The 24,595-nt window shown below is 37.1% G+C and carries 25 protein-coding genes; 4 read left to right on the top strand and 21 right to left on the bottom strand.

The window, feature by feature from the left end:
- Nucleotides 1-58 precede the first annotated feature (58 nt).
- The 12 genes from NSS81_RS23355 to NSS81_RS23300 form a co-directional block, all read right to left on the bottom strand.
- Nucleotides 59-1,186 carry a GerAB/ArcD/ProY family transporter gene (locus NSS81_RS23355; protein ID WP_342431003.1) on the bottom strand — a complete coding sequence of 376 codons (1,128 nt, stop codon included), beginning with the start codon at nucleotides 1,184-1,186 and terminating at the stop codon, nucleotides 59-61.
- 16 nt (nucleotides 1,187-1,202) lie between these two features.
- Entirely contained in the window at nucleotides 1,203-2,297 is a 1,095-nt protein-coding gene (locus NSS81_RS23350) for a Ger(x)C family spore germination protein (RefSeq protein ID WP_342434133.1), read from the bottom strand.
- 32 nt (nucleotides 2,298-2,329) lie between these two features.
- Complete coding sequence (locus NSS81_RS23345; RefSeq protein WP_342431002.1) at nucleotides 2,330-3,853, bottom strand: spore germination protein; 1,524 nt, start codon at nucleotides 3,851-3,853, stop codon at nucleotides 2,330-2,332.
- A 656-nt stretch (nucleotides 3,854-4,509) separates the two neighbouring features.
- Complete coding sequence (locus NSS81_RS23340) at nucleotides 4,510-5,061, bottom strand: DUF4352 domain-containing protein (RefSeq protein ID WP_342434132.1); 552 nt, start codon at nucleotides 5,059-5,061, stop codon at nucleotides 4,510-4,512.
- A 389-nt stretch (nucleotides 5,062-5,450) separates the two neighbouring features.
- A complete protein-coding gene (locus NSS81_RS23335; RefSeq protein ID WP_342431001.1) occupies nucleotides 5,451-5,636 on the bottom strand; it encodes a hypothetical protein in 186 nt (61 codons plus the stop codon).
- Between the two features lie 66 nt (nucleotides 5,637-5,702).
- Nucleotides 5,703-6,209, bottom strand: coding sequence for a glycine/sarcosine/betaine reductase selenoprotein B family protein (locus NSS81_RS23330; RefSeq protein ID WP_342431000.1), 507 nt, complete (start codon nucleotides 6,207-6,209; stop codon nucleotides 5,703-5,705).
- Between the two features lie 290 nt (nucleotides 6,210-6,499).
- Nucleotides 6,500-6,721, bottom strand: coding sequence for a helix-turn-helix transcriptional regulator (locus tag NSS81_RS23325; RefSeq protein WP_342430999.1), 222 nt, complete (start codon nucleotides 6,719-6,721; stop codon nucleotides 6,500-6,502).
- A gap of 10 nt (nucleotides 6,722-6,731) precedes the next feature.
- Nucleotides 6,732-7,208: a DUF2975 domain-containing protein gene (locus NSS81_RS23320; protein ID WP_342430998.1), complete on the bottom strand. Its 477-nt coding sequence runs from the start codon at nucleotides 7,206-7,208 to the stop codon at nucleotides 6,732-6,734.
- A 158-nt stretch (nucleotides 7,209-7,366) separates the two neighbouring features.
- The gene (locus NSS81_RS23315; RefSeq protein ID WP_342430997.1) at nucleotides 7,367-8,281 is read right to left on the bottom strand and encodes a VOC family protein; all 915 of its coding nucleotides are present in this window, start codon (nucleotides 8,279-8,281) and stop codon (nucleotides 7,367-7,369) included.
- A gap of 108 nt (nucleotides 8,282-8,389) precedes the next feature.
- Nucleotides 8,390-8,578, bottom strand: coding sequence for a hypothetical protein (locus NSS81_RS23310; RefSeq protein ID WP_342430996.1), 189 nt, complete (start codon nucleotides 8,576-8,578; stop codon nucleotides 8,390-8,392).
- 104 nt (nucleotides 8,579-8,682) lie between these two features.
- The gene (locus NSS81_RS23305) at nucleotides 8,683-9,072 is read right to left on the bottom strand and encodes a cupredoxin domain-containing protein (protein WP_342430995.1); all 390 of its coding nucleotides are present in this window, start codon (nucleotides 9,070-9,072) and stop codon (nucleotides 8,683-8,685) included.
- A gap of 221 nt (nucleotides 9,073-9,293) precedes the next feature.
- Entirely contained in the window at nucleotides 9,294-10,166 is an 873-nt protein-coding gene (locus NSS81_RS23300; RefSeq protein ID WP_342430994.1) for a LysR family transcriptional regulator, read from the bottom strand.
- 120 nt (nucleotides 10,167-10,286) lie between these two features.
- Here NSS81_RS23300 and NSS81_RS23295 point away from each other — a divergent pair, with 120 nt between their 5' ends.
- The 3 genes from NSS81_RS23295 to NSS81_RS23285 all read left to right on the top strand — a co-directional run bounded on the left by NSS81_RS23295 (nucleotide 10,287) and on the right by NSS81_RS23285 (nucleotide 13,911).
- On the top strand, nucleotides 10,287-11,573 hold the full coding sequence (locus tag NSS81_RS23295) for an NCS2 family permease (RefSeq protein ID WP_342430993.1): 1,287 nt from the start codon (nucleotides 10,287-10,289) through the stop codon (nucleotides 11,571-11,573).
- Between the two features lie 249 nt (nucleotides 11,574-11,822).
- Nucleotides 11,823-12,641 carry a phytoene/squalene synthase family protein gene (locus NSS81_RS23290; RefSeq protein WP_342430992.1) on the top strand — a complete coding sequence of 273 codons (819 nt, stop codon included), beginning with the start codon at nucleotides 11,823-11,825 and terminating at the stop codon, nucleotides 12,639-12,641.
- A 151-nt stretch (nucleotides 12,642-12,792) separates the two neighbouring features.
- Nucleotides 12,793-13,911 (top strand): AI-2E family transporter, encoded by a 1,119-nt coding sequence (locus NSS81_RS23285; protein WP_342434131.1) that lies wholly within the window; start codon nucleotides 12,793-12,795, stop codon nucleotides 13,909-13,911.
- Between the two features lie 146 nt (nucleotides 13,912-14,057).
- Here the strand turns inward: NSS81_RS23285 and NSS81_RS23280 are convergent, their stop codons facing one another.
- The 8 genes from NSS81_RS23280 to NSS81_RS23245 form a co-directional block, all read right to left on the bottom strand.
- Nucleotides 14,058-15,119 (bottom strand): LLM class flavin-dependent oxidoreductase, encoded by a 1,062-nt coding sequence (locus tag NSS81_RS23280; RefSeq protein ID WP_342430991.1) that lies wholly within the window; start codon nucleotides 15,117-15,119, stop codon nucleotides 14,058-14,060.
- A 17-nt stretch (nucleotides 15,120-15,136) separates the two neighbouring features.
- Nucleotides 15,137-15,988: a VOC family protein gene (locus NSS81_RS23275; RefSeq protein WP_342430990.1), complete on the bottom strand. Its 852-nt coding sequence runs from the start codon at nucleotides 15,986-15,988 to the stop codon at nucleotides 15,137-15,139.
- 517 nt (nucleotides 15,989-16,505) lie between these two features.
- Nucleotides 16,506-16,772 (bottom strand): hypothetical protein, encoded by a 267-nt coding sequence (locus NSS81_RS23270; RefSeq protein WP_342430989.1) that lies wholly within the window; start codon nucleotides 16,770-16,772, stop codon nucleotides 16,506-16,508.
- 512 nt (nucleotides 16,773-17,284) lie between these two features.
- Nucleotides 17,285-17,545: a hypothetical protein gene (locus NSS81_RS23265; RefSeq protein ID WP_342430988.1), complete on the bottom strand. Its 261-nt coding sequence runs from the start codon at nucleotides 17,543-17,545 to the stop codon at nucleotides 17,285-17,287.
- Between the two features lie 242 nt (nucleotides 17,546-17,787).
- On the bottom strand, nucleotides 17,788-18,090 hold the full coding sequence (locus tag NSS81_RS23260) for an MTH1187 family thiamine-binding protein (protein WP_342430987.1): 303 nt from the start codon (nucleotides 18,088-18,090) through the stop codon (nucleotides 17,788-17,790).
- 41 nt (nucleotides 18,091-18,131) lie between these two features.
- On the bottom strand, nucleotides 18,132-18,707 hold the full coding sequence (locus NSS81_RS23255) for a TetR/AcrR family transcriptional regulator (protein WP_342430986.1): 576 nt from the start codon (nucleotides 18,705-18,707) through the stop codon (nucleotides 18,132-18,134).
- A gap of 73 nt (nucleotides 18,708-18,780) precedes the next feature.
- Entirely contained in the window at nucleotides 18,781-19,434 is a 654-nt protein-coding gene (locus tag NSS81_RS23250) for a carboxymuconolactone decarboxylase family protein (protein WP_342430985.1), read from the bottom strand.
- A gap of 65 nt (nucleotides 19,435-19,499) precedes the next feature.
- Nucleotides 19,500-19,826 carry an iron-sulfur cluster biosynthesis family protein gene (locus NSS81_RS23245; RefSeq protein ID WP_342430984.1) on the bottom strand — a complete coding sequence of 109 codons (327 nt, stop codon included), beginning with the start codon at nucleotides 19,824-19,826 and terminating at the stop codon, nucleotides 19,500-19,502.
- Between the two features lie 377 nt (nucleotides 19,827-20,203).
- On the opposite strand from NSS81_RS23245, the gene NSS81_RS23240 reads away from it, so the two are divergent.
- Nucleotides 20,204-21,493: an alkaline phosphatase gene (locus tag NSS81_RS23240; protein WP_342430983.1), complete on the top strand. Its 1,290-nt coding sequence runs from the start codon at nucleotides 20,204-20,206 to the stop codon at nucleotides 21,491-21,493.
- Nucleotides 21,494-21,581: 88 nt separating this feature from the next.
- Here the strand turns inward: NSS81_RS23240 and NSS81_RS23235 are convergent, their stop codons facing one another.
- Nucleotides 21,582-23,402 carry an EAL domain-containing protein gene (locus tag NSS81_RS23235; RefSeq protein WP_342430982.1) on the bottom strand — a complete coding sequence of 607 codons (1,821 nt, stop codon included), beginning with the start codon at nucleotides 23,400-23,402 and terminating at the stop codon, nucleotides 21,582-21,584.
- Nucleotides 23,403-24,595 lie beyond the last annotated feature (1,193 nt).

The raw sequence follows: 24,595 nt of genomic DNA, 5'->3' as shown, positions 1-24,595 counted from the left end.
GGTTCCTGGCACTTTTTCAAAATATACATCTCCTGAATTTTGGAATGTCCCTCCCCTCCTACATCTCCGTTTCAGCAACTTCACTAGTCTTTCTATTTCCAATCTTGCTTTTAATAAAACTAATTATAAATAAGAACGGGATATAGAGGTAGATAAAAATGATACCGCTGGTAGAAACCAATGTGTTCAATCGCTGCTCCTGAACAGTATCAACCACGTTGCTATTAAATAAATAGTAACCAAAAAGAATAAAGATGAGTACAAAGGTCGGCTTTAGTCTTCGAAACGTCTTTTTGAAAATCCGAACACTTGACCACACATTAATACTAATAACAGGAAAAATCACTAACAGCCAGGTAAAGAGAAAAATAAATTCAAACCGTTCTAGGAAAGGGAATTGGATAACTTTGATCATCGACAAGGTTGGCCAGGATAAATGGGCCATTTTCCCTTGTGAGAAGAAAGTAAAAGATACAAATACAATTAGTAAGGTAATAATTGTGGTATACAACAAACCGAATTGTCCCCATTTACTTTCCTTCATCCCATTTTTAATAAATGGAAAATACACCAGTACGGATTCAAAACCCAAATAATTAAATCCACTTTCTTTGGCAGAAAGTAAATAGTCTTTAAGACCATGGTTAAAGAAAGGCATGATGAAAGTAAGGTTGGCAAATCTCATGATATAGAAGATAGAAAACCACAAAAAACTAGGTATAATTAATCCCCAGAATGCAATTCCTGTTATCAATCGAAACCCACCAGAAACTATGTAATAAAGCAAAACACAGATAACCAATGAAAATTCCCAAGAAGGAATTCCATCAAACACCCAAATTTGCAGAATTTCAATATAGCTGTGAACCACGATTAATCCCGAGCTTAAAAAGTAAAGTGACAATATGATATTGAGGATGCTGCCGATTATTTTTCCAAAGGTATCGGTATGGAACGATATAATATCTCCTTGACTCGAATTTCTGATGATATGGAGTATCATCAAGAAAAGGATGTGCAAACTGAGACCCACTCCCAATACGGACACCCATGCATCCTGCTCTGCACCCTTGATAATAGTCGATTGAAACCTTAATACACCAATCCCTGTTTGTGATCCATGAATGAGGAAGAACAGGAGATAGGGGGAGACCATGGCACTTTCCTTAACCTTTGATTGCATCATTTATCATCCTTATCTGTTAAACATCAAGACCTGAATGGATAACTTCGATTTGAACCTCTACTTGAATGGGCAAAGTAGGATACCTCTCGTAAAAAGAACGTTCATTCCAGACTTTTTCCTTTGATCTGACGATATTGCCAATTCCTACTGGATCAACCTCATTCTCTTTCAGTGTTGCTAATAAGCCTTCCACCTTTTTTTTCACACCTGTTTTGATATACTTTTTCAGAAGCTTTTTATCTTCTTCTTTCTTAATATCAATCCAGTTTGGATATTGATAAATAGAACATTCGAGATGTAAGGTTAGCTTCAACTCTTGTTCTTGTTGACGGTTCTCGACAACTTTCCACCTTTGTCTATTTTTGAACCCGCGAACGATTAACAGACCTTTGCGATCTTTTTCCTTTACATTCAATTTTAAAGACCCTTCATTATGGCTATCTTTCAATGTAGAAAAGAGAAACGTCTGCTCTTCATTTAACTGAAGCTTAAACTTGTCATCCTTAAAAATCCCGATTCCATTCACCATAATTTTGTCATCTTTGTCAAGGTTAATCATCGGAACATATGAATCCAACCCTTGACCGTAGAAATGATTCAAAAAGTTATGCAGATTCATTTCTGGCAAATTCTGTGTTTTCATATTATGTTGGAGCATATCAACCAATGTAAGTGATTTCTCTTTACTAAAGGCCGTTAAGGTTTTCTCAGCGGATTGTTCAGAGACAGCAACTTGAATACTAGTCCCAAGCTCTGGCGTGTTAATAAATCGACTCACTGTTGCCGCAATCCCCTGTTCCGCATAGTCCTTTCCTATCACTAACACGCGAATTTTTGACAGCTTAACAGGTGTCTTCGTATGTTTATTCATTTTTTGGTAAAACAAGCTGCTAGCAGGAGCTTTTACCCGCAATACTTGAACATCGTCAAACGTCTTACTTTGTGTGTAATCTGGATAGAGTGCCGTTCCAATCAATTGCTTATCCTCAGCTAAATCAAATCCAAACACGTGGACAATGCTTAATTTATCAATGGTTCTCATACGTATACACCCAAAAAGACTGAGCAAACAAATCAATAGTAACAAAGAGAAAATCCAATATCTCCTCATATTCATAGATTGTCTCCCCTCTCTACAGAAATTTATTCAGAATTAAGCCCTTCTTCAGGGTCCTGATTGGCAACTGGCTCAAACCTTTTTCGGCTTAAAGGTCGTAAAAACGATACGCGATTTTTTAGCTTAAGATAATTTGGTCGACTAAAGGCCGTTGTGAAACCACCTTTTCGATACGGGAATAATGGGAGCATATAAGGACTACCTAAAGACTTGAGGCGGATCAAATGGCCAATTAGAAAAATGACCCCGACATAAATACCAAATCCGCCCCAAATTGAAGCAAGTAGAATAAACGGATACCGCAATAATCGAACCGCATTCGACATTTTATAAATAGGGGTCGTAAAGGAAGACAGAGCCGATAATGCGACAATGATCAATAAGATATTACTTGTTAAGGCTGCCTCCACGGTTGCCTGACCAATCACTATTCCTCCAACAATCCCAAGGGTTTGGCCGATTTTGGTTGGCAGTCGGGCACCCGCTTCCCTCAAGAATTCAATCGTAATTTCTAAAAATAAAACCTCCACTACTGGGGGAAACGGAACATTTGCACGGGAGTAGATAATCGGCCCCAATAAATCCTTCGGAACGACCTCAAAATGAAACGTTAAGATGGCTACATAGAAGGAAGTCGAAAAAACAGAAAATAATACACCAGTAATTCGGATGAGCTTAAAAAAGCTGGCTACTACCCAGGGCAGATAAAAGTCCTCGGGCGATGAAAAAAAATCTGTAATATTGGATGGACCTGTCACGACATAGCAGGATTTATCACTTAAGATGGCCACTTGACCTAAAATCAAGGCATGCACAGCTCTATCCACTCTCTCTGTTGTAATATACAAGGGAAACGGTGTAGTAGAATGATCAGATATCAATTGTTCCAATTGGGTATTATCGAAAACCACATCAATGTTCAGGTCGGTAATCCGTTGCTTGGCTGTACGAACATATTGCGGATTTGTTACGCCCTCTAAATAGGCAATGACCACCTTTGTTTTCGATCTGGTTCCCACCTCTAATTCCTCGAAAATGAGATCAGATGTTACCAGATCACTTCTTAATAAATGGAGATTGGTAGTGAGATCTTCGATAAATCCCGTTTTCGGCCCAATTACACTAAATTCATTTTCCGTCTCATTTGTGGTTCGATTACCAAGGAGAGCATTCTCCAAACTAATGAGTGCACATCCCTGCTTATGTTCACCTATTTGGATCACAGCAAATCCTTTATGAAGACTCTCTTCCACTTGCTCTCCATCTGAGGTAATCTGAATATCCTCTATTGGGATGATGTTCTTTACATCAGTGAGGTCCTTGATTTCATGCATTTTTCCCATTAAATACGGAAGTAGCGAACGATGGAGTAACTCTGGATTAATCAACGTCTTATAGAAACTAATTTGAATAAAGTCAGTGGTCTTCCCTGGATAAATCGTGGTAAAGTCACTTGATTTCTTTGCCTTTTCAAATACCTCCACAATTGACTTAGCCTGTGGAGTATCGTACTGATTCAGCTGTTTTGGTTTCAGTCTTTTTTTAAACATCAATCCACCAGACCCTAAAAAGAATGTAAAAATATTCCGTGTCTTAGCATTCCTCCGCATATATGAAAATATGTAAACCAAGGGACGGTTCTGGTGGCTTTCATCAGTATTCACTCCCATTTCCGCCCTCTCCGAATCGTTTTTTGTGTAGGTATGAGAATTCATAGGCGGAGAATTTCCTGCTAATGTATATAGGCGAAGTTTAAGAAACGGATATAAGCGGAGATATTCCGATTAACTGCTTTAAATAAGACAAAATCCAAAGATTTAGATAGTATAAACGGAAAAACTTCCCTTATTTATAAGGAAATATGGGTATTTCCCAATTTAGCCGGAATTTTACCGTTTATTTTTCATATACAGTGCAATCAACATTGAGTTATAACAGACCCTAACCTTAATATTTTTCTGTATATCAATTTGTAAGTAAAAAGGTAGTGTATTTTACTGCGGTTCACTGGCTATTGTACCCCCACATTTTAATATACAAATTGCACTACAAATTCTCCCCAAAAAAAATTATTGAAATCCCTTTATATCAACAAAAATAGACCTCCAAATTACCATACAATTTGAAGGTCATTTTGCATTACATTTTTAATGTTTGCGATAGTTAACGGAACCCGTTAGAGAACCCCGTGCCCTTTTCTATCTAATTACTTAATTTGAACTTTTTGATTATCTATTTGGATATACCATTTACCTTGGTCAAAAGATTCTTTTGAAATCTCATAAACAGTTGTTCCAGTTACTGTAATACCCGGGTTTAAGTCAGACAAAATTTTTGAATTATCAATTCCTGTTTCTGTTGCATATGCACCACTAGCATCAATATCAGAGTCATATTCCGTACCTTTTTCATCAACTAAATTGATTGTTGGTTGATCAAACATTCCCATAGGTTTATCAGAAGCATTTTTCAATTTATATTGAACACCTACAAGAGTTGCGCCTTCTGATGCTTCTTTTCCAAGAAAATTAGGGTCGCCAATAACACTCTTCTCTTCAACCTTTGTTACTGTTACCTCTGCATTATTAACTTTAACAACATCATTTAGCTGATAGACCTTTTCTTCAGGTGCTTTTTCTGCTGATTGATTTGTGTTTATATTTGTGTCAGTTGTCGTTTCATCACCACCACCTAACATATTTACAAGAATAGCCAAAACAATAATCGTTAAGATAAAGGTAATGATCTTGTGTCTCATAAACCAATTACGTTGATCTTTACCACAATGCGGGCATTTCGTAACACCTTTTGCAATTTCCTTACCACATGCTTTACATTCGACTAAATTTGCCACAACTATATCCTCCTGTCACACAGTTTTGTTAGTGGTATACAGTTCAAAAAATGTGTAAGTCCTAGGTTTTTAGTTTGGAGCAAATACAATCATTTTATTCTATGTTCCCTAGTTAATGTGCCTAGCTCCTTTTTTTATTCATCTATATCAATTACCAAATGAAACAAACCTATAAAGGAAAAAAAAATATTGCCTAGCACATAATTGTGTAGGGGATTTTTGGGACATCGCACCACAAATCAAAGGGGAGGTTCCAGATTAGCAAGAAAAATCCAGTAGACCGTTCCCCTAGTCTACTTTATCTTATAACTATTAATTGTACCTGTATGTTCATTTGATAATTCAAGCATTTGATAAACAACTTTCTCTCTCGTTTCATAGTCGAACGGTTCCCCACAGGTCCTACCCAATTTAAATGGAACCATGAGCGTTCTTGGTATATTTAGTTTCTCTGCAATTCCAGGAATTAAACTAATCATGACTGTGGTAATACCTGATTGCTCTATCGCTCGGGCATACAGCCCAAGAATATTATGACAAGAGCCTCAGCCGGGGGTGAGCAGGGCAATATCCACCTTATCTTTTATTAATTCCCTAATCACTTTTGGTGCAGTTTCTTCTTCGTGAGGAATCTGATTAAGAGTGCCCCCATTAAGTCCTATGTTGGTATTGGATACAGATCCAATTATGCCTTTATGGGCAAACTCTCTTAATTGAACCAGAGGAAAAACAATTGACTTATCAATCTTAGCGGATTTTGTATCGTAATATATATGAGTGACCTCCAAGTCCTCTATATCCGTGTCAGCTGGGATGATTCTGTAGCTATAGTCTCCATTACTTAAGACGTTAAAGGGCTCGTCTTCCTTCAGGTGTACGCCAGCACTTGTTATGAGAGCCACTCTGCATTCGGAAAGAGGCTTGCTTATTTTTGTTTCTACGGTTGTGTTCATCTTTTTTGTTTGACTGAGGCTAAAGCGGTTATAAACAGCAGGTATGTACTTAGCCATTTGCACAGTGATTTTAGCTTTTAAGTTATTCTTCCAAGTCATGAAGCTTCCACCCCTTTAAACAGTTTTTTCATTAGCTAGTTTCTCGTATCCAGTTGAAAACATAAACTTGAATATTGCAAATCTCTTTATTAGAGTAAAATCAAATGTCGTAGGTTCCGCTTTCTCTATAAGATTGTATTCCAATGTACTTTCCCTTATAACCCTCGTAAAACATTAGGAACTTTCAGTATTCTTTGATCTTATCATATAGCAGGAAAGCCACATCGATGAGAAATAAGCAAGAAAAAGGCCAAGAGAACTGTCCCCTGGTCTTGTTTTGAAGATTTTTATTATTCTTTAGTGTCTTCGTCATTTCTGTATTCTAAAAGGTCTCCAGGCTGGCAATCTAATGCTTTGCAAATTGCCTCTAAGGTTGTAAGCCTAATTGCTTTTGCCTTTCCATTTTTCAATATAGAAAGGTTAGCCATCGTTATTCCAACTCTCTCCGAAAGTTCTGTTACGCTCATTTTCCGTTTCGCCAACATCACATCAATATTAATTATAATCGCCATTTTATTCACCTCAGACAATTAAGTCATTTTCTGATTTTATATCAATGGCCTCTTTTAAAAGCTTTTGAAGAACCGCAGCAAAGACTGCAATCACCATTGAAGCAAAGATAGGACCCATTCCAACGATGACGAGACCTGGCGCATCGTCTAAATCTGCAACGAAGAAAACAAATGGCCAAATGACGACATACAAACCACTGAAGGTTATTGCGCAATATTTGATATTCTTTAGAGCCCTTACAGACAATTCAGAGAAAGCTTGGTTCTTGTCAATATAACTTAAAAGTTTAAAAGCCTGATAAAATGCAGCAAAAAACGGGATCACTGATACATACATACCTATTACAATAGGATATAGTATGTGGGCATAATCTGGATTTACTGGATTTTTAGGTAACCAAGTCAACCCAAATATACACAAAGCAAGAATAGGAATACTAATAAGAATAAGTGCTATCTTTAAAAAGAGCGTTGATACTTGTTTCATATAAAACACCTCACATATTTATTTTCTATTTGAATTTAACATAACATTTATCGTTTTACAATAAAATATTATCCATTCCAACGAAAAATTTATTGTTTCATAAAGATAAAAAGCATTCCTAAAGAATAGAAATGCTCTTTAACCGTAATCTTTTCATTTTATCCCTTGAATGCTTTCCGTAACTCCATAAGATCAAATTTCTTCATTTTGAGAAATGCATTCGTTACACGTGCCATTTGCTCCGGTGTGCTCTTGCTCATCATCTCGTCCATCTCACTTGGAACAATCTGCCAGGATACTCCAAACTTATCTTTCAGCCAGCCACATTGTTCGGATTCAGGAACCGCAGACAGCTTATCCCAGTAATAATCAATCTCTTCTTGTGTGTCACAGTACACCATAAATGAGATTGCCTCGTTAAAACTAAATTTGTGCTCATGCGCACTATCCATGGCGGTAAACCACTGATTTTCAAGCATGAAATCAGAGAACATGATGGTTCCCTCTTTGTCAGGCTCCATGCCTTGAGAGTAGCGGGCAATATGTCCCTGCTTTGAATTCTTAAATACGGACATATAAAAATGAATGGCCTCTTCCGCTTTGCCGCATTTATCTCCGACAAACAGCAGCGACGGCACGATCGCAGGACGCTCTTCCCCGTCTGGATTGGTAAGGATTAATTGCCATGACAACCCATACTTATCTTGAATCCAGCCATACCTCTCACTGAACGGATACTCATCAAGCGGCATTAACACCGTGCCACCTTCGGACAATTTGTTCCACACCTCCGCTATTTTTTCTTTCGCGTCTTTATCTCGCGATGGGTCAAAATTAACCATGAATGACACCGATGGATTGAACTTGAAATAAGGTCCTGCGCTGATTGCCATGAACTTCTGCCCCCACAACTCAAAAGAGACTAGATGGGAGTCGCCTGATGGTGTGTCGTTGAGGGTTGTTCCATTCGTAACCCTTGAGTCTGGGAAAATAGAAGTATAAAACTCCGCAGCTTCATTCGCTTCCTTGTTATACCATAAATGCGGAACGATGATTTGATTTGTTTTTGTCATAGGTATTCCTCCTAATTGAATTTGTGATTAGATTCCGTTTTGATTTCTAATGAGATTCCCGAATGCATCTACTCTCTTTTGTTCCATTCTGTCCATTTAGGCCTCTCATTAAAAGATTTCTTTTATGTAAGAAAAATTCTTAAGAAGTTCTTTTTCATTGATCAAAATCCTATTCTTTAAATCATTCGTTCTCAAGACAAACTCTTTAACCCCAATGAATTCTGATTCTGCAATCAAGTAGAACTGTGTTCCTTTTTGATACCCATTAAACTGCTTTTTTAGTTTATATAACTTCATTAAATAACCTCAACTGATGATTTGCTATTTTTATATGTAGAATTAATTATACATTAATAATTGGCGGGATTGAAAAAAAAACAAGGCCAGATTGGCCCTGCTTGTTATTTGACTATGACCTTTCCAGTCATTCCTTCCTGGAAATGGTACCGACATATCAATGAATATGTACCGGGCTTTTCCGGATTAATGGTAATCGTTTTTTCTTTACCTGACTGGATTTCGACGTCAATTCTGAGCTCTTCCACTGTGAAGGTGTGTTCTCTCTTACCTTTGTTTTTCAATATCAACGTAGTCGTTGTTCCATTGGGAATAGTGATGACTTTTGGATTAAAATAATCATCTTTAATCTCGACCTCAATCGTTTTCACCGTCTCCATTGGTTGTGTTACAAAAACGGATTCAGCAAATACGCCGAGTGAGCCTGAAGTTGTCGCAAGCACAATCACTGCAAGCAAAACAACCAATCCTGTTAACCACTTTTTCACAAACATTCGCACCCCTCCTTCCTATATACTATCTTTTTCCAATTCGCATTAAATTATCACAAAAAACCATAGTGACGGTTCCTATGGTTTCTTTCAGTTTCGCCAGAATCCATCGAATAGCGGGAAAGACTCATGGAATAGAAATTAGAAATACCAATGGTCTAAAATTGGAAAACCCTTTTAGCTTTTCGCCGGTGAAAGGATAACCAGTTAACTGTGTATTAAGGTTATGAAAGTCTATAGTGTTCCTTTACCAGCTCCATAAAATTTTTAGCAGGTGTAGAGACATAATGATGTTCAAGCCAAATGATTCCTAATGAAGAGAACAGATTGCCATTGCTTATTGGTGCTGTGTAAAGACCTTTTGTTCCATAGACATCAAAAACAGATTTTGGCACAATTGTTGCCCCCATTCCTCCCTTAACTAGTTCCATTAATACATACATATCCGAGCACTCCGCAATACTTGTCAGTTGAAGCTTTTGTCTGGTAAATCCTTCAAGAATCGTATTATAGATGCTCAAGCCCTCTGTACTAGGAATCATAAGAGGCATATGTGAAATCTCTTCTAAAGAAATAATTTTAACTTCCTTATTGCTAACGAAAACAAAGGGCTCATTAATCAGGTGATGATAGGTCAAACCGCGATGTTCAAGCGGAAGACGTACAAATGCCATTTCAATGGACCTTGTTTTCACCAATTCGGCTAAATAAAAGGAGTCATTTAGAGCGATTTTCAAGGAAACCAGGGGATGGTTTTTGTGGAAAGATTGGAGCATTTCTGAAAATCCCGAAACCGATAAGGTATTGATTCCCACATTTAGAACGCCCCTTTTTCCCTCCTCTGTATCCTGCAATTCATTTTTTATTTCTTCAAAACTGTTCACGAGCTGTAATGCCCGTTGATAGAGAAGCTGTCCTTTATCCGTTAACTCCATACTCTTACCATTTCGCTCGATTAATTTAACACCAAGCTCTTCCTCCAATTGTTTCAACATTATGCTAAGTGGCGGTTGGGACAAATGCAGTCGATTAGCAGCCGCCGTTATATTCCTTTCCTCAGCTATCGCAATAAAATACCGTAATTGTTTAATGTCCATTGATTTCTCCCTCTATATAATAATAGTATGGTTAATATATTAATTATATATTTTTCATATAGTATAAGTCCATGTTATGATAAATCTCATTCTCATACGGAAGTTAGAAAGGTGAATGACATGGAACGTTTTTTTAAATTGAATCAACATGGTACAACGATTGGAAAGGAATTTTCTGCAGGTTTAATTTCATATATAACCGCAGTCTACATAATTATTGTCAACGCAACGATTTTGGCTGTAGCCGGAATTCCGATGGAAGCGGGAATCATTGCGACAATTGTAACCAGTTTTATTGGATGTGTACTTGTCGGTTTATGGAGTAATACCCCTCTCCTCCTTATTCCTGGGATGGGGCTCAATGCGATGTTTACTTATACCATCGTTCAATCTGGGGGATTTACTTGGCAGGAAGCGCTGGCGATGATTTTTGTTTCTGGGCTGATTTTCGTTGTGATCGCCTTTACACCAATGGCGAAAGTGATTACGTCCGCTATTCCCAATTCATTAAAAGAAGCCATTACCATTGGAATCGGAATTTTATTGATTTTAATAGGGTTTGACAATGCTGGTATTATTACGAATTCTGAGCACACCCTGCTTGCGATTGGGGATTTAAGCAGTCACTCAGCCATCACAACATTTATTGGTTTGATTATTACGGTTTTATTATTTATTAAAAATGTACCGGGAAATCTTTTATTAAGTATTATGATTACCTCGTTTTTATCGATTGGGCTAGGGGGAGCTACTTTTGAGGGGATTTCTTTTTCAATGGTATCTTTCGATGAATACTTTGATGTGTTTGGTCAGGCTTCATGGGCACAGGCAGGTAATATCGTATTCTGGCTAACTTCTATTTCATTTGCAATGGTGATTGTGTTTGAAAATATCGGTTTGATTCATGGACAAAGCAAAATGTTAAACCGTCCTAAAAGCAGCAAGAAATCGCTCCAGGCTACCGCTGTTTCTGTTTTATCTGCTGGAATTTTTGGAACGAGTCCTACTGTTTCATCAGTAGAAGCCGCAGCAGGAATTACTGCCGGCGGAAGAACAGGGTTAACCAGCGTTGTGACCGGGTTTATGTTTCTTGTTTCTATCTTGTTTATTCCTGTGATTAAAATGGTTCCTGCAAGTGCGGTTTCGCCCATTCTGATTTTAATCGGGGTTCTAATGCTGCAAAATATTGTGCATCTTTCAATGAACGACTTAACGGAGAGTTTTCCGGCACTTTTAATTATTGTCTTGATTCCATTGACGTATAGCATTGCAGATGGTATGGCAATCGGCTTTATTCTATACCCATTGTTAAAGCTCTTAATAGGGAAAGGGAAGGAAATTCATCCTGCTCTTTATATGATCGCTATTCTGTTTATCAGCAATTTTGTTATTAAATACGTATTTTAAAACCATAGGGATGGCTCCTTTGGTTTTTTTCAGTATACTAGTATCTATAGAATAGTGGACAAGCCTCATAGAATAATAATTGAAATCATCAGGTTCAGTGCATGAGAAGTTCCCCTGGTCATTGAGCCACAACCACCCCCATGGCACTTCATTACGATTTTCCAACAACTTTCGATGGCTATCGTTTTATCTTATAAAATCTACGTGTTACGATAGTTACAGTTGAATTTTAAAATGGAGGAATATAGGATGAGTGAAAAAGTTTTCCCTAAAGATGCCATGCGTGTATTAAAAGAGACCAGTCGTACTTTTTATATTCCTATTACATTTTTACAAAAGGACTTAAAACATACGGTTGCAGCTGCTTATTTAGTCTTTCGGGCGATTGATGAAATTGAGGATCATGAAGAAGTGAGCAATGATTTAAAGTACACCATCTTAATGCAAGTGAGTGAATTATTCAAGCACCCTTTCAATGAAGATGAATATTTAAAGATTCTTGGCCCAATAAAAGAGAAAATGCCTGAAGTTACCCTTCGTTTAGGAGAATGGCTGAAAGCATGTCCAAAGGGTTCCCAATCCATCGTCATAAAAGCTACTAGTGAAATGGCATTTGGGATGGCGAAATGGGCAAAAGCAAACTGGAACATCCATACACGCGAAGATTTAGATGACTATACCTATTATGTAGCAGGGCTAGTCGGAGTCATGCTTTCAGATCTATGGGAATGGGATTCTGGTGTGAAAACAGACCGCGATTTTGCCATTAGTTATGGACGCGGGCTTCAAGCCGTAAACATTCTCCGTAATCAGCAGGAAGATTTAGCTGAGCGCGGTGTTAGCTTTGTACCAGATGGTTGGACCCGAACGCAGCTGTTTGAATATGCTGAAAAAAACTTAGCGAAAGCGGACGAATATGTGAAGCTCATCAAAAAGCGAAGTATATTATTATTCTGCCGCCTGCCACTTGCTCTAGCACATAAATCCTTAAAAGCCATGCAAGGCGGGCGCGAAAAAATGACTCGTGCAGAAGTTGAACAAACTGTGGAAGAAATTCAAAACTCCTGAAAAATAGATATAGTTTGACCAATAGGGTGTGTTCCAGTTATCTTTCGATTTATAAATGTTTTATATTTTTGATATAAGTACATTGTTATATCAATGATTTTCAGGATAAAAAAGAGGTGGCCCATTGAATTCAAATCATTCAAAAATAGATATGTTTAAGAATTTTATATTAAACAATCGTTTTGTTATATTTCTCATGATCTTATTATTAATTGGGTTGAATATACTCGTCTTTAACAAAGTTTCCTTTATCTTCACACCTATAGCCGTCTTAATAAAGACAATTATACTACCAATTATTTTGTCAGCAATTGTCTATTATTTACTCGTTCCGATCGTAGATTTTTTTGATAGAAAAGGCATTAAACGAATTTACAGTATTATTGTTCTTTATCTAATCATCATAGGAATTATTACAATTCTCATTGTCTTGGTTATTCCATTTTTACGTGATCAAGTTATGAGGTTAATAGAGAGTTTTCCCAACTTGGTCAATGACGTAGAAAGGATGATTGAACAGGTCATTGGAAGTCAATTTCTTAATCAAGTGCAGCAAACATTAAATATCAATGTTTCGGATTTAGCTATCCAATTTTCCAACCAATCCGCAAATATATTAGACACAACTTTTACAGGTGTGGGGAATATTATTGGATCTGTTACGAAAACGGTCATGGCCATCATTACGGTTCCATTTATCTTATTTTACTTGTTAAAGGATGGCAAAAAACTGCCAAACTATATGCTCGGCTTTTTACCAACGTTTATGCGTAATCACACATTTACGGTGTTAAAAGAAATGAACAAGCAAATTAGTTCTTATATAAGAGGACAAATCATTGTCAGCTTCTGTATTGGCTTTCTAATGTTTATCGGGTTTGAAATAATCGGACTTGATTATGCACCTGTGCTGGCCTTAATCGCTGCCTTTACAAGTGTCGTTCCCTATCTTGGTCCTGCCATCGCGATTACACCTGCATTGATTATCGCGGTTGTGACTTCGCCGTATATGTTACTAAAACTGATAATCGTTTGGACGGTTGTCCAATTAATTGAAGGGAAATTCATTTCCCCACAAATCATGGGAAGAAACCTACATATCCATCCCATCACGATTATTTTTATTATTATCATTGCAGGAAATTTATTCGGAGTCGTCGGCATTCTTTTAGCAGTGCCAGGCTACGCCATCTTAAAGGTTATTACAACTCATTTATTTAAGTATTTTCAAATGCGGAGTCATCTCTATGAGGCTGCAAGAATCAAATAAACGATAGGAACCATTGGTGACGGTTCCTATCGTTTTTTTAGTATCACTAGAATCTATCGAAAAGTGGAATAGACTCATGGAATAGGAATTATAAATCATAATGGCAAGGGAAAAGGCCAAGAGAACCATCCCCTTGGCACTTGAATTTATTTACTTGTTGCCTTTTTAATCATTGGAGCAACCTCAGTCGCTAATAATTCAATGTTTTTGGCTACCTTATGGTAAGGTAATCCACCTATATCAACTTGGGCAAGAAAACGTTTATGGCCGAAAAGCTCATGTTGCTGAAGAACTTTCTCCACAATTTGCTGTGGGCTTCCAACAAATAAAGCAGTATTTGGACTTGTCATATGTTCGAAGTCTTCCCTTGACATCCTAGACCCCATCCCTCGTTGGCGATTTACATAGGACCAATAGTTTGAGTAATAAGGAAAGAACTCGTCTTTGGCTTCCTGAGTGGTTTTACCAATGTATGCATGTCCGGTTACACCTACTTTTAAACTTTCAGGTGAATGACCTGCCTCCATTCCCGCTTTACGGTATAGGTCCACCAGTGGCTTGAAACGTAATGGATCTCCTCCTAAAATAGCTAACGCCATTCCCACCCCAAATTTCCCAGCACGGATGGCACTCTCAGGCGTCCCGCCAACACCAATCCAAATCGGAATTTGCTCTTGTAAAGGTCGTGGTGCAATTTCAGCATTCCTTAAGCTTGGTCGAAATGTTCCATTCCAAGTAACCGTCTCATTTTGATTTAGTTTTAAAAGCAATTCCATATGTTCTTGGAAAAGCTCATCATAATCGTTTGTACTATACCCAAATAGAGGGAATGATTCTATAAATGCTCCCCTTCCAGCAATGATTTCTGCGCGGCCGTTTGAAAGCAAATCCAACGTGGCAAAATCCTCGAATAAACGAACGGGATCAAGGGTACTTAACACACTTGTCGTACTAGTTAATTTAATTTGCTTTGTTACTTGAGCAATAGCAGATAACATAACTGCTGGGGATGAGACGGCATAATCTAACCGATGATGCTCCCCTACTCCAAAAACATCCAGTCCTGCTTCATCAGCAAGCTTTGCTGCTTGAATGACTTCTTTCAGTCTTTGATTGGCGGATATCGTTTCTCCAGTGAGAGGATCCGGACCAATATCTGCAAGTGTATAAATACCAATTTCAATACCGTTTTTATCTATAGTTGTCAATGGAATTCCTCCCTATTTTATACCGCTAAAACAACTCGATTTCCAGATGGATCATACGTAATAAAATTATTGCTTTCTTCCAAAACATTGGCACCAATCTTTTGCAGATTAGATACTATTTTTTTTCGTGCTTCTTCATTCGGCAATATAAGACTAAAAGACTCTAGACCTACACTTTTTTCTGGAGGAGTTGGTGCACCGACCCCATTCCATGTATTGACTCCAATATGATGGTGGTATTTTCCTGTGGAAAGGAATAACGCCTGCGCACCATATCGATTTACGACATCAAAGCCAAGTCCTTTAACATAAAATTCCTCTGTCTTCTTTAATTCAGATACGTGTAAATGAATATGACCCATTACTGTTCCTTCTGGCATTCCTTGCCAAGACTTACCTGGTACAACAGTAGTCAATAGATTTTTAAAATCTAGGGGATCAACGGTCATAGCCACTTCTTCGCCTCTCCAACTCCATTTTGAAGGCTCTCGATCGATATAAATTTCAATCCCATTTCCATCTGGATCATTTAAATACAATGCCTCACTAACAAGGTGATCAGAAGAGCCAAATCTTATCCCTTTTTCTTTAAAGTGAACGACAATATTTGCTAAATCTGATCTTTCTGGCATAAGGATAGCAAAATGATATAAACCTGTCGTTCTTCCTTGTTTTGGTATCACATTTTCAGGTTGTACAAGTGACAATATACTTGTTTTTCCGTCAGTTGTAAGTATTGCAGTTGAATCAGTTTGTTCTAAAATATCAAACCCGATTACCTCTTGATAATATTTTAATGAACGTTCTAAATTTTCCACCTTAATTTTTACATGCCCCACAAATGTAGTTGGTTTACTGTGAAATCCCATAAAATCACTCCTCGTCTACTGTATTCGAAATACCACCTTGAAACTTTGATGATCCTTGGGTGAAGAATATAAACCTAATAAGCTCTAATATATCTTTCCCAATTTCGTTATTATCCATTTTTTTATTTAGTTACTTTATGTAAGTAAGTGTATTTTAGTAATTGGATATTGTCAACTAAACTGTTTCCTCTCTTTCTATTAATTGATTACCTTTTAAAATTAATTTAGAGTTTTAATTAGCTTCTTTACAACGAAAAATGTTTAATTTATAAGAAGCCTTATTTCTTATTAATTATACATTTAGATAATCCAGAAAATAAGAGAGAACGACTTATCTTGTTTCTTACGTAAAAAAGAACCATAACATGCCAAGTAAATACAAGGAATGTAGTGGTTCTTAATTAGGAGAAAAATTTTAGCTAAATATATTTTCGCCATTTTGATTTTGTCCAGATTGTTGATTTTTCCTTTTCATTCCTGCAGCGTCAGTTGAAGAAAATCCTGGTTTGGAGACAGATTACTCACCAGTAATTTGCCCGCTTTCTGCTCCTATTGTACCTTGGAAGCTTTGTTCTGATTGGCCATTTTGCTGATTCTGTTGGATAAGTTGTTGGATTTGATCTAATTTTTGTGCAGCAGTTTGTTCTAAAATTTCCATTTGTTGGTGCTTCTGTGTACTCATTTCTTGACCTTGGTGCTTTTGGGCATTCAATGCCGCCTGTTGTTCCAATTGGCCTGCGATTTGGCTGATTTGATTAAGAATTTGTTGAGAATTTTTTGTCATAAATATATCCCCTTCCATTAGTCCTCTCTAATTTGGATTACTTATCACCAAATTATTCTAGTCTTTTGTGGGGAATGGCTGTCAATTGGAACGATAATTGAATTAAGCGTTCCCTTGAGATGTAAATTGAGTAGTCCTGGGTAACGATACTCGAAGAATCGTTACCTTGAGATGTAAATAGAGTAGTCCCTGGTAACGATACTCGAGGAATCGTTCCCTTGAGATATAAATTGAGTAGTCCCTGGTAACGATACTCGAAAAATCGTTACCTTGAGATGTAAATTGAGTAGTCCTGGGTAACGATACAAGTAGATCGTTACCTCAAGCGGGGATCTCGCACTTTTCCATTTTAAAACTGGTACGAATGGAAAAAGAAACAATGCTTTGTTAACAAGAACCGACCAAAAGAAGGTCAGAGAAAACTTAATTGGATTGAGTCATATTATGAGGAGTCTTGTTAGTGGAGGTTTAATGATTTTTTAGTTTATAAATTTCCCTGGAATGTTCTGATATTATCTGATCATAGTATTCAAGGTCATGTTTTGTAACCATTTTGCCTTTACTTCTTTAACCTCGGTAAAGACGAAATCTAGTTTTGTTTCAATAGTAGCAACTTTTCGATCTAAATCAGTAACTTTTTCATTAATTTCAGTAACTTTCCCATCTATTTCAGCAAATTTTACATTGGTGGCTCCAACAGCATTAATTAATTGATGCAATACATCACCCTGTCTTTTTTGTTCAGCCCATATCAAATTAAGTGTTTTTTCCATTTTTTTCACCTCCTTCAATTATTTTTTTTATTATTGCAGATTTATGTTGAGAATTGTCGATGAGATGGATGGTTGTGAATCTTCCATCAGGCCTTACGCAGAATAAAAAAAGGTTGGGATTCTCCCAACCATTCTGTCTGACATAACTATTAACAATGCCTTAATAATTTTTGTTTGGACCCCACAGGTCCAGCGATAACCTTGGTCTCTTTTTGTTGCAATGAAAATAGGGTCCTTCTACCTTATAATTTAGCCTGTACTGACTGCAGCTTTCGTTCCATTGTATTTTCCTTGTCGCGTCGGTCATCAATTCGAATATTCGTACACACTCTCTGTAAGCCTTTCTGAAACGGAACTTCATGAAGTTCTTGAACAATCTCCATTAATAATGGTAAATCACCTTCAATTAGTGTACTCATTGGGGTTAATTGATACTTTACCCTTCCTTCATACTGTTGAAGAACTTTTTGTATTTCAGCTACATACTCACTGACACTTGGTGTGCCTGTCCCAACCGGTATAACAGTAATATCAACAATAGCCATTCTACTACTTCCTCCTAAAACTTATCCAAAAAGTATGTTTCTTATACAAGGTTATATTGCTTTCGAATCACATCAAAGACATTTTCCAATAGGTTGATGTCTTGTTGATTTTTCATTAACAATACACCACCTTCAATCATTGCCACTATCGTTTGAGAACTTTTTTTAGTATCAATAGAGGGATCTAGCTGGTTTTGTTTTATCATTTCATCTAAGACTACTTCAATTCCTAAAAACCAACGATCAAAAAATTGTTGAATTCGCACACGAAATGTTTCGTCATGTTCACTCATCTCAAGCGCTAAGTTACCAATTGGACAACCTCGTTTTGTTTTCATTTCCGTGTGAAAGGTGGTAGCCCAATCAAGCATCTTGTTTAGCTTTAGTTTAGACTCTTCTTCTGATTCTAATATCCCCTTAATCAACTGACCATCCCACTCTTGAATAAGATCATCCACAACGGCTAGTCCAAGATCATTTTTCGAGGAAAAATAATGATAAAATTGGCCTTTTCCAATATTTGCTGCATTAAGAATATCATTAACAGATGTTGCTTGGTATCCTTTTATATGAATAACGTTTCTGGCTAATGTGATGATTTCTTGCTTTCTTGACATTTGTACACACCTTCATCTTATAACGTGTAAACTAGCATACAAACTACTAACTTCATTGAAAAACGAGCTCTATTTAATCTTCATAGCTTTGTATCATATTTGCCATGTGGGCGTAAGCTCCACCAGCAAGTAATGCAGATGTAACCATTACTGCTTCTGATAATTCTTCATTTGTTGCGCCTGCCTTTATCGCATTTTTTGTATGAACATCGATACAATAAGGGCACTGAGTAGCAATGCCTGCTGCTACTGCAATAATTTCTTTAAATTTTTCACTTAATTTCCCTGCCTTCATAACGGTAGCGCTGAAATTAGAATAGCCCTTAAAACCATCAGAAGCATATTTCCCTAATTTTCCTAGTTTTTTTAAATTTGATCTACCATAAAGGACATCTGATGCTTCTGGGTCTACGGCATTTTGTATATGCGTACTATGGGTCACTGCCCCACCCGCTTCCACTCCAGCTACCACAAAGACGGCTTCTACCAATTCATCAAGTGTGGCTCCTTCAGCTTTGGCACTGCGTGTATGGGAATCAATACAATACGGACATTCGGTTACATGGGCTATAGCTACCGCAATGATTTCCTTTTCCTTTTTAGTTAGAGCACCCTCTTTTAGAACCGCCTGGTTAAATTCGGAAAATGACTTTAATTGATCTGGGACGATATTTTTAAGATGATTAAGATTTTTCAAATTTTCTTTGTTATACAAACTGTTTGACATGTAAGTACATCCTCTCATTTTGCTAAGGTATGAATCATAGGAAGGAAATAAAATCGAAACTTATTTTAATTAACTTTTAAAACAAATGACATTCTCCCATTTACAAATTGCTGTGGGCTTTTTAATTGAAAACTGTTTGCTGAATCCGAATAATCAATCTTCAATTCCTCATCAAAATAAATCAGATCTGATTTTTCCATTAAAACAGGTCGATTGTTGGTCTCAATTAAGATTTCTGCTTTTTCATCCATTGATGACACAAACAACAAGGTAGGTACTCCTGCACCACAAGCGAGCCCCTCCATAACGTTCTGAATTTTTAAGTATCCGGAATGTTCACCTATTTTGTTCTTTAGTTCTCTTACTGCATCTTCTGTTATGGTGATATTCATTTTATATACCTCCACTTATCATTTTTCCTATCATGTGAATTAATTATTTATTAAAAAAGAATGATTTACACTCTGTACCTACCGTTCGGTACAGAATTAAGTTTAACACTCTAATAAAAAGTTAGCAAAAATAATGCTTGTCCTCGCGAAATTGGAAACCAGGAAATCGATGTCAGTCCCCCAGTGCGTTAAAGCTTTATCTTACTGGGCACTCAACCCATTCATATTCCATCCCTGGATTGTTAAGAATTGTTTGAGTTTCCGTTAAACTATTGTATTTCAGGTAAAATTCCCCTTCTTATATGATATAACAGATGAAAACATAAGGCCTAACCCAAATTAGAAAGGTGCTGTTTGATTTGTTCAATTCCGCCGTTATGCAACATGACATTAGTTTAACTAATCCCTTCATAGACCATCATTTTAGCACGGTAAAAAAGGTAAAGAATGTTATTTTTCTAATCGGTGATGGAATGGGTTTTTCATATACCACAGGCCTTCGATATTTTAATCATGACTCTCAAAAAGGACTCATGAAACCTACCATATTTGATCAACACTTTGTTGGCTCACAATCCACCTATTCATTAGATGCAAAAAGCAATATTACCGACTCAGCTGCGGCAGGTACGGCTTTATCGACAGGTTTTAAAACCTATAACGGTGCCCTGGGATTAGATTTAAATAAACATGCCGTCCCAACCATTTTGGAATATGCAAAGTTTCTTGGAAAATCGACCGGACTAGTTGGAACGAGTCAGATTAATCATGCAACACTTGCAGCTTTCGCCTCACACCAGGAATCCCGTGAAGAGTACAATGCCATTGCCGATGACTATCTCGATGGACGTATTAATGGCAAGCATAAAATAGACGTCATGCTTGGAGGAGGTACCTCCTACTTTGCTCGAAGTGACCGGAATTTAATAGAAGAGTTTGTGAAAAATGGTTTTAGTCATGTCACAAATTCCATCGAACTGATGGCCGACCGAAACGAAAAATTGTTAGGCTTATTTGCCCCAGTAGAACTGCCTAAACACATTGATTGCTACTCAACCACAGTTCCTACACTTTCAAAAATGACAAAAGCGGCACTTCAACGCTTACAGTATAATCCCAATGGCTTTTTCCTATTGGTAGAGGGCAGCCAAATTGATTGGGCGGGGCATGACAATGATATTGTCGGTGCTATGAGCGAGGTAAAAGGCTTTGAAGAGGCTTTTAAAGAAGCTATCTCGTTTGCATTTGGTCGAGAGGATACTCTTGTGCTAGCAACAGCGGATCACTCAACCGGAGGAATGAGTATCGATCGAAACGATAACTATAAATGGAATCCAAGTGTGATCAAGAAGTTCACCTCCACACCAGCTGTGATTGCAGCCGAACTTCATGAAACAAAAGACATCAGCACGCTATACCGTCACATTCGCTTTCCTCTTAATGAAGAAGACCTGAATACCATTCAAACCACGTTAGATTTGGAAGTGATGGATACAAAGCAAGCACTCATCAATATCATTAATCACTATTCAAGTACTGGCTGGACCACAAAAGGCCATACTGGTGAGGACGTTCCCATCTATGCCTATGGTCCTAATCGACATATGTTTAGCGGAAGAATGGAAAATAGCGATATTGCTAAAATTCTATTTGAATTGATGGCTTAATTTATAAATTAGGGTCAGTCCCATATGCGGTAAAGCTTTAGTTTAACTGAGGGACTGACCCGATATTCGCAGAAGAAATTTCTGGACGCTATGACACTGTAAAACTACTATTCATAAAATCCTTAAATGCCTCCACCTTCAATGGTCTACTATAGTAATAACCTTGACCTAAGGAATAACCATCCTTATTTAGTTCATCTACATGTTCCTGTAATTCGATTCCTTCTGCAATTACATTTAATCCTATGGAATTTGCTAAATTAATGATCGCCTTCGCAATGGCCTTACTTTCTTCATTCATATGAATATCCTTCACAAATGATTGGTCGAGTTTTAATGTATTAATTGGAAGTTCTTTAATATAACTTAGAGAACTATAACCCGTTCCAAAATCATCTATAGAAATTTGAATGCCCAGTTTTTGAATTTCTTTTAAAACCGACACTGTGCTTTTGATATCAGCCAAAACACTTTCAGTTACCTCAAATTCGAGCCATTTTGGGTTTAATCCTGTTTCATTTATAATCGCTTCAACTTTTTCGATAAATTTTGAATCCTCTAACTGGCGGACTGAAACATTTACGGACACGACTAAAGGTGGATACCCCTCTGCATGCCAAGCTACTGTTTGCCGGCAACTTTCTCTTAAAATCCATTCCCCAAGTGGTATAATTAAACCCGTTTCTTCTGCCAATGAGATGAATTTCCCAGGTGGAATGATTCCTAAATCAGGGTGATTCCATCGAACCAATGCCTCCATACCATATAATTCGTTTGTAGAGATGTTAATTTTCGGTTGATATTCCAAATAGAATTGTTGCTCTTTTATCCCCTTTCTTAATGCACTTTCAAGTAACCGACGTTCTAACGATTGATTTGCCATTGTTTGGTTAAAAATCATAAAATCATTTTTACCACGTTCTTTTATGTAATAAAGCGCAGTATCCGCATTTTTAATCAGTTCTTCTGGCGATTCACCATATTCAGGATAGTTTGCTACACCTATACTGCACGTTATCGTGTAAGCCTGGTCACCTACTTTAATAGGGTTTTGAAACTTCTTTAAGAAACGTTGAACAATCGCAATCGTATCTTGTTCATCTTGCACATCTTTTAACATCACAATAAATTCATCCCCGCCTAACCTAGCCGCTACATCCTTTGGACGAATAACCGATTGAATCATCTTAGCTGTTTCTATTAGTACAAGGTCTCCCCCATCATGTCCCCATTGATCGTTGATTGATTTGAAATTGTCTAAATCAATAAAAAGAATAGACATTTTTGACCTTGATAATTTACTATTCAACATTTCATTACGCAATTGATTCATAAAAGAACGTCGATTCGGAAGATTTGTTAAAGAATCATGAAAGGCTAACTGATAGACTGCTTGTTCTGCTTCTTTTCGATCACGGATATCACGCATGACCACCACTAGTAAATCATCCTTTGAAAAAGATTGTTCTTTGATATTATCAATATTTGCTTCGACATCAATATAATACCCTTGTTTATGAAGGAGACGAAATTCTATTTGCAGTGAATTTTTTAGTGTTCGGCAGGAATAATTCATAATCCCTCTTCTAATGGTGTCCTGATCATCTGGATGAATCTTTTCAAATAAATTATCTTTTTCGATTGAAGAAAGATCATAATCTAACAAAGTTTGAAATGATGGAGAAACATAGTGAATAAGTCCATTTCTGTCAATTAAAGAGAATAGATCTGTTGAGTTTTCGGCAATTATTCGATGTATTTCATTCCTTTTTATTTCATTTTCTACTTGTCTTTGTTTTGTACTTTTTGTTCTCTTTGACATATATTGATATGATTTCCCTTTATCATTCACCTCAACAACATTTCTACCATTACTAATTTCATGTATACTATTTATCATATTTTCCATAAATAAATGCTCCTTTTTAAAGCTATCAACTCTTATTATTCTTTTAATCTATTTGATTAAAAATATCTCGAATTCAATTATCTCTATTTCAAGATAAATATATAATATCCCATTCTACTTGTCAATACTTTTTGTTTTCCGTGGAACACAAATGGTAGATTTTTTTTGAATGATAGATAAATTAAGGGACTTCCAAGGAGTCCCTTAACAGTTATAATCATTCTCCTCTACGGTAATTAAAAAACACCGCCCAATATGAAGATAAAGGTTTCACTTGGAAGGTGCACAAAGGCTAATTGGCACATGAAATGGCATGCGAATTGACGCATGCCATTTTTATTAGTATATCAAGGTTTTAGCCCTGTTCTGGGTAGAATTGACCATCAAATTTTCAAGATGTTTTTAGATGACAGTACTTGTTGTGCAACGAATAAATCTAACCAATTTGAATGCCAAATTTAGTGTCAATTTGAAGTCATAACGACCGGGACTAAGATTTTTCCAAGGGTTCGGTCGTTTTAAACCTTTCATAACGACCGGGACTAAGAAATCTTCAGGAGTTCGGGCGTTATATACCTTCCATAACCACCGGGACTAAGGAATTTTCAGGAGTTCGGGCGTTATAAATCTTCCATAACGACCGGGACTAAGATTTTTCCAAGGGTTCGGGCGTTATAAACCTTCCATAACGACCGGGACTAAGATTTTTCCAAGGGTTCGGGCGTTATAAACCTTCCATAACGACCGGGACTAAAATTTTTCCAAGGGTTCGGTCGTTTTAAACCTTCCATAACGACCGGGACTAAGATTTTTCCAAGGGTTCCGTCGTTATAAACCTTCCATAACGACCGGGACTAAGATTTTTCCAAGGGTTCGGTCGTCTTAAACCTTCCATAACGACCGGGACTAAGATTTTCCCAAGGGTTCCGTCGTTATAAACCTTCCATAACGACCGGGACTAAGATTTTTCCAAGGGTTCGGTCGTTTTAAACCTTCCATAACGACCGGGACTAAGATTTTTCCGAGGGTTCGGTCGTTTTAAACCTTCCATAACGACCGGGACTAAGATTTTTCCAAGGGTTCGGTCATTATAAACCTTCCATAACGACCGGGACTAAGATTTTTCCAAGGGTTCGGTCGTTTTAAACCTTCCATAACGACCGGGACTAAAATTTTCCCAAGGGTTCGGGCGT

This window comes from Neobacillus sp. FSL H8-0543, assembly GCF_038592905.1.
Lineage (GTDB): Bacteria > Bacillota > Bacilli > Bacillales > Cytobacillaceae > Neobacillus.
Note: the sequence above shows the minus strand (reverse complement) of the source record. Positions and strands in the feature narration are given on the sequence as shown.

What these genes read in the sequence shown, in the direction of transcription:
- NSS81_RS23315 (WP_342430997.1), bottom strand. Translation starts at nt 8,281, where the DNA reads ATGACAAAAACAAATCAAATCATCGTTCCGCATTTATGGTATAACAAG.
- NSS81_RS23305 (WP_342430995.1), bottom strand. Translation starts at nt 9,072, where the DNA reads ATGTTTGTGAAAAAGTGGTTAACAGGATTGGTTGTTTTGCTTGCAGTG.
- NSS81_RS23350 (WP_342434133.1), bottom strand. Translation starts at nt 2,297, where the DNA reads ATGAGGAGATATTGGATTTTCTCTTTGTTACTATTGATTTGTTTGCTC.
- NSS81_RS23320 (WP_342430998.1), bottom strand. Translation starts at nt 7,208, where the DNA reads ATGAAACAAGTATCAACGCTCTTTTTAAAGATAGCACTTATTCTTATT.
- NSS81_RS23270 (WP_342430989.1), bottom strand. Translation starts at nt 16,772, where the DNA reads ATGACAAAAAATTCTCAACAAATTCTTAATCAAATCAGCCAAATCGCA.
- NSS81_RS23240 (WP_342430983.1), top strand. Translation starts at nt 20,204, where the DNA reads ATGCAACATGACATTAGTTTAACTAATCCCTTCATAGACCATCATTTT.
- NSS81_RS23250 (WP_342430985.1), bottom strand. Translation starts at nt 19,434, where the DNA reads ATGTCAAACAGTTTGTATAACAAAGAAAATTTGAAAAATCTTAATCAT.
- NSS81_RS23245 (WP_342430984.1), bottom strand. Translation starts at nt 19,826, where the DNA reads ATGAATATCACCATAACAGAAGATGCAGTAAGAGAACTAAAGAACAAA.
- NSS81_RS23265 (WP_342430988.1), bottom strand. Translation starts at nt 17,545, where the DNA reads ATGGAAAAAACACTTAATTTGATATGGGCTGAACAAAAAAGACAGGGT.
- NSS81_RS23335 (WP_342431001.1), bottom strand. Translation starts at nt 5,636, where the DNA reads ATGATTAGTTTAATTCCTGGAATTGCAGAGAAACTAAATATACCAAGA.
- NSS81_RS23345 (WP_342431002.1), bottom strand. Translation starts at nt 3,853, where the DNA reads ATGTTTAAAAAAAGACTGAAACCAAAACAGCTGAATCAGTACGATACT.
- NSS81_RS23275 (WP_342430990.1), bottom strand. Translation starts at nt 15,988, where the DNA reads ATGGGATTTCACAGTAAACCAACTACATTTGTGGGGCATGTAAAAATT.
- NSS81_RS23325 (WP_342430999.1), bottom strand. Translation starts at nt 6,721, where the DNA reads ATGGCGATTATAATTAATATTGATGTGATGTTGGCGAAACGGAAAATG.
- NSS81_RS23355 (WP_342431003.1), bottom strand. Translation starts at nt 1,186, where the DNA reads ATGATGCAATCAAAGGTTAAGGAAAGTGCCATGGTCTCCCCCTATCTC.
- NSS81_RS23330 (WP_342431000.1), bottom strand. Translation starts at nt 6,209, where the DNA reads ATGACTTGGAAGAATAACTTAAAAGCTAAAATCACTGTGCAAATGGCT.
- NSS81_RS23340 (WP_342434132.1), bottom strand. Translation starts at nt 5,061, where the DNA reads ATGAGACACAAGATCATTACCTTTATCTTAACGATTATTGTTTTGGCT.
- NSS81_RS23285 (WP_342434131.1), top strand. Translation starts at nt 12,793, where the DNA reads ATGTTTAAGAATTTTATATTAAACAATCGTTTTGTTATATTTCTCATG.
- NSS81_RS23290 (WP_342430992.1), top strand. Translation starts at nt 11,823, where the DNA reads ATGAGTGAAAAAGTTTTCCCTAAAGATGCCATGCGTGTATTAAAAGAG.
- NSS81_RS23260 (WP_342430987.1), bottom strand. Translation starts at nt 18,090, where the DNA reads ATGGCTATTGTTGATATTACTGTTATACCGGTTGGGACAGGCACACCA.
- NSS81_RS23300 (WP_342430994.1), bottom strand. Translation starts at nt 10,166, where the DNA reads ATGGACATTAAACAATTACGGTATTTTATTGCGATAGCTGAGGAAAGG.
- NSS81_RS23235 (WP_342430982.1), bottom strand. Translation starts at nt 23,402, where the DNA reads ATGGAAAATATGATAAATAGTATACATGAAATTAGTAATGGTAGAAAT.
- NSS81_RS23310 (WP_342430996.1), bottom strand. Translation starts at nt 8,578, where the DNA reads ATGAAGTTATATAAACTAAAAAAGCAGTTTAATGGGTATCAAAAAGGA.
- NSS81_RS23295 (WP_342430993.1), top strand. Translation starts at nt 10,287, where the DNA reads ATGGAACGTTTTTTTAAATTGAATCAACATGGTACAACGATTGGAAAG.
- NSS81_RS23255 (WP_342430986.1), bottom strand. Translation starts at nt 18,707, where the DNA reads ATGTCAAGAAAGCAAGAAATCATCACATTAGCCAGAAACGTTATTCAT.